This window comes from bacterium (assembly GCA_030649025.1).
GTDB lineage: Bacteria > Patescibacteriota > Minisyncoccia > JAUYLV01 > JAUYLV01 > JAUSGO01.
The window spans coordinates 1-4,136 of record JAUSGO010000030.1 but is presented as its reverse complement, the minus strand read 5'-3'; the positions used below and the strand labels follow the sequence as shown (position 1 = coordinate 4,136).

Below are 4,136 nucleotides of genomic sequence, written 5' to 3'. Positions count from 1 at the left end.
TCGGCGCCCCATACCAATCGAATAGTGAGTTGTTACACACTCTTTAAAGGATGGCTACCTCTAAGCCAACCTCCTATCTGTCAACGGTACAAAACTGCCTTTCACACTTAGCACAAATTTAGGGACCTTAGCTTGTGGTCTGGGCTGTTCCCCTCACGTACACGGAGCTTAGCCCCCGCATACTGACTACCATGATACCGCCGATGGTATTCGGAGTTTGATTGATTGGTCAGTCTTTCGACTATTACCTATCATCCAGTGCTCTACCCCCACCGGGTACTTCATGCCGCTAGTCCTAAAACTATTTCGGAGAGAACTAGCTATTACCGAAATCGATTAGCTTTTCACTCCTTACCTCAGGTCATCCGAGAGTGTTGCACAACTCACCGGTACGGACCTCCCATGAGATTTCTCCCATGTTCATCCTGCCCAAGGCAAGCTCTTCCGGCTTCGAGTCTTATGCGCGCGACCACTCCAATAAAGGAGTATGCCCTTTTAAGACTTGGTTTCCCTGTGGATCCTCCGCCTAAGCGGATTATCCGAGCCACGCGCACAAAGTCGTTGGATCATTCTTCAATAGGCACACTATTGTCCATCTCGCGCATTGCTGCGCAAGATAAGGACTTTAGTTCCTTGTAGACAAATGGTTTCAGGTTCTATTTCAACGGCCTCACCGGCCTGCTTTTCACCTTTCCCTCACGGTACTAGTTCACTATCGATCATCAAAAGTATTTAGCCTTGCCTGATAGTACAGGCGACTTCCTTCAAGGCTTTCTTACCTTGAAGTACTTAAGAAAAAAGACTAAAAAGTTCGTATGTTTTCGTCTACGGGGCTATCACCCGCTCTGGCTTTGCTTTCCAGCAAATTCGACTAACAAACGATTTTGTAACTTTCCCTTAGACCTAACCGCTGGGCACTAGAGTTCTGCCCACCGGTTAAATCCAGTGTCTAATTCTTGTAACCCCAAAAACTAATCTTGCGAAAAACTTCTGGTTTAGGCTATGCCCGTTTCGCTCGCCGCTACTCAGGGTATGGTTCTCTGTAAACAGAGAACGAATTTTGTTTTTTATTCCTCTAGGTACTGAAATGTTTTACTTCCCTAGGTTCGCACCTTAGCTTGCGCCAAGGTAATTGAGGTTTACTCAATTGGGTTGCCCCATTCGGAAATCCCCGGATCATCGGTTGCTACGCACCTTCCCGAGGCGTATCGCCGCTACGCTGCGTCCTTCATCGCCTTTTGATGTCTAGGCATCCACCATTCGCCCTTATGCCAGCCATCCCAATGCTGGTTTATTCTCCCGCGCGCCTAAAATTGAAATAAGCGTGCGGGTAATGCTTCTTACCTGTTTATTACGTACTTCAATTTTCAAAAATCAGTCCTTCTGTCATACGAAAAAACCGCCTGAGACAAGCGGCTTTGGCTCTACGTCAAAATGACGGGCTCAATCCGCTTGGTTCATTGGTTTTTTCTGGATTCTCATTCGTAAGGATGAGTATATAGGAAGACCCTTTGACTCGTCAAGGGCTCCATTATAAAAGAAAATGCCCCATTATAAGGGGCATTGTATCGCTCAAAATGGTCCGAACGGTCCGCAGCAATCCTTGTGCATTTCCGAAATAAATTTCCTAAGCCGTTCCATAACTTCGGGCCTTTCCGCGCGAGCAACGCCTCCAAGATATTCAACAAAATCAATTTCCTCGGGGGTCGGAATAATCAGTTCGCCCTGCCCGTCAAAGCGGTCTTTCGTGTAGTCAACGAAAGCGTCGTAGATTGCGTCGTCTGAGACGGATTTGTCGCCAATCATTCCGAGAATCTTCCGGCCCTGTTCAATTTTTAAAGAAGACATTTTGTCTCCTTTCACTTTTGCTAAATATAGCTTAGCAATAACGAAAACTTTTGCAAACAAAAAAATCGCCCGCTTCCATCTGCTCTTGGCGCTTCTCGTTCCTCTTTATAGAGGAGCGAGGCTCGCTTAAACGCCTCACACGTTAAAGCGGCACACACCCAAAGCAGATCTCGGCGGACGATTTTTATAATTGTAGCAGATTCAACTACTACATTCTAGATTTTCCGACGTTTCGCAAAACGAAAGTCGGAACCCCGACCTTGCGTCGGGGCTACTCACTCTCAGTAGCATTCTTCAGCTTCGCCAAAAGATGCGCGGCATATTCACGACCGCCCAAACCGAAAGCCAAGCCTCCGGCAAGCGCGAGCATTGCGATAAAGCCGGTAATAAGGGCTTGGATTATCGCGATTGCGATGCCAAGCTGGCTTAACGCGGTAAAGAAACCGAAAGTCACTATCGCCCACCAGACGAGCGCCCCCAAAAACTTCGCGGCGTGAAGCTTGGCGCCCATAACCGACGCGGTCATAAGCTTTCTCGCCAAATTCCCAACCACCACCGAGGAAAGCAAAATCAAGGCCGCGACAATCACGTTCGGAATATAGGTAAGCACATCCCTAAGGAACGAAGACAGGGCAAACAGCCTTAAGCTGTCGGCGACAGCCAGGATAAACGCGGTAAGAATAAACCAGTAGAAAACCCTGCCCAAAAAATGCGCGCTCTTAAGCTCTATGCCGGCCCGCTCAAAATAGGGCCCCAACCCGAGCTTCTGGATTAAGCTGTCCAGCTTTATGGACTCAAAAACTTTTTCCACTACCGTCCCGACAAGCGAGGCAACAATCAGGCCGATAACGAACACCACTATTGCCAAAATAAAATTCGGCATAAACCCGGCTACCCCGAGCCAAAGGTTTTGGAGCGAACCTCCCAAAATATCAAACCAACTTTGTGAAACCATTTTATTAGTTCTATACTATCCGACCTTTACCCCATCACCTAACGAAGAACCTGATTTGTTTATTTTCTTCCAAAGCACTGATAATTCCAAAATCCAATCGCTACATGCTTCCAAAAGGAAAATAAAGATAAAAAAAATCAATAAAATTCTTCGTTAGGTGCGGGGGTTTTAGATTTCCTAATTATAACACGCGCGAAACTAGGGTATAATCTACATATGAACGTAGATTTATTCCGTTTCGTAGTCGAAGGCAAACTAAACGGCCTGTCGGAAGACGCAATTCATACCGCTCTGCTCAACATGGGCCGTAGTCCGGCGGAAATCGCGAATGTGTTCGCTGTTGTTAAGGCAAACGAAGAACGGGCAGCCTTGGAAGACGCGCAACAATTCACAAAACCGGCAGAGGGGGCAGGACCCGTGGCGCAAACGGCGAATCAATCCGTTGATGTCCAGACAGACAGGATAGTGGCGCAGCATTCCGCCCCAACTCCGCCACCGGTCAAACCCTCCGGTAATAAAATTTGGCTGATAATTGGGATTGTTGCTATCTTGATAGCCTCCAGCGTTGTCGCTTACTTTTTGTTCGCAAATCGCTGAACCAACAAGAGCAAATAATCCTGCTACCTAGCGAAAAACCCTGGCAAAGCAGAATATTCCTAAACCGAAAAATCCGTAGCGTTGTTGTCGGTATCCTTCAAAACCTGGCCGTCCGTCTTTCGGCGGAGTATCTGCCCGCCTTCCGGGTTTGTCGGGTAAGGCGCCCCCTCTATATATTGATTCGCTCCATCGCCCCAGGCCACAGAATCTATAATGTTTCCGCTTGAATCGAAAAGGGCGATGCTGTTGTCCGCGGAGATTGTGACGGTGGTGGAAAGTTGCGCTCCAATCGTTGTGGCAAAACCATCTTCACTGTTTGCCCACATCAAAGTTCCGCCGGGAACGAGCGCCGTACCGCCTGGGATAACTTTAACAGAAGACTCTGTTCCGCTATTACTTTTCTTTTTTAATTTCCATCCGCTTATATCCACATTAAACCCGTTTGGATTATAAATTCGGATGAAATCATGCTTCGTGGCTCCGGTCCCGCCAGAAATCTGTATCTCGTAAAAAAGAATTTTACCCGTGCTTGGCGTGGCAACCGCTGGCTCTGCGGGTGGGGCAGTATTCTCCTGGGGCGCAGGAGCAACTTGGCTCGGGGGCGCCACTGGGGCAGGAGTTGGCTCCGGAGGAGTAGAAGTGGCTTCTTTGGGCGGGGCTGGTTCCGGGTTTGCCTGAACCGAAGAAGTTGCGGGGCTTGGAGTTGTCTGACTCACGACCGGCGGAGGGGGCAAAG

4 protein-coding genes and 1 rRNA gene are annotated in these 4,136 nt (G+C 48.4%); 1 reads left to right on the top strand and 4 read right to left on the bottom strand.

The window, feature by feature from the left end:
- From Q7S09_04370 to Q7S09_04360, 3 genes are all read right to left on the bottom strand, one after another.
- Positions 1–1,280 (bottom strand): 23S ribosomal RNA (locus Q7S09_04370); the annotation flags it as partial.
- Positions 1,281–1,572: 292 nt separating this feature from the next.
- Positions 1,573–1,848, bottom strand: a complete 276-nt coding sequence (locus Q7S09_04365) for a hypothetical protein (GenBank protein MDO8558389.1) — start codon at positions 1,846–1,848, stop codon at positions 1,573–1,575.
- Between the two features lie 271 nt (positions 1,849–2,119).
- Positions 2,120–2,803, bottom strand: a complete 684-nt coding sequence (locus Q7S09_04360; GenBank protein ID MDO8558388.1) for a hypothetical protein — start codon at positions 2,801–2,803, stop codon at positions 2,120–2,122.
- Positions 2,804–3,019: 216 nt separating this feature from the next.
- Between Q7S09_04360 and Q7S09_04355 the strand changes: the two genes are divergently transcribed.
- Entirely contained in the window at positions 3,020–3,400 is a 381-nt protein-coding gene (locus Q7S09_04355; protein ID MDO8558387.1) for a hypothetical protein, read from the top strand.
- Positions 3,401–3,459: 59 nt separating this feature from the next.
- On the opposite strand, the gene Q7S09_04350 is transcribed toward Q7S09_04355, so the two are convergent.
- A partial coding sequence (locus Q7S09_04350) for a lamin tail domain-containing protein (GenBank protein MDO8558386.1) occupies positions 3,460–4,136 on the bottom strand: 677 nt, incomplete at its 5' end.

Excerpts from the sequence above, each read along its gene's own strand:
- Q7S09_04355 (MDO8558387.1), top strand. The coding sequence starts at position 3,020 with ATGAACGTAGATTTATTCCGTTTCGTAGTCGAAGGCAAACTAAACGGC.
- Q7S09_04360 (MDO8558388.1), bottom strand. The coding sequence starts at position 2,803 with ATGGTTTCACAAAGTTGGTTTGATATTTTGGGAGGTTCGCTCCAAAAC.
- Q7S09_04365 (MDO8558389.1), bottom strand. The coding sequence starts at position 1,848 with ATGTCTTCTTTAAAAATTGAACAGGGCCGGAAGATTCTCGGAATGATT.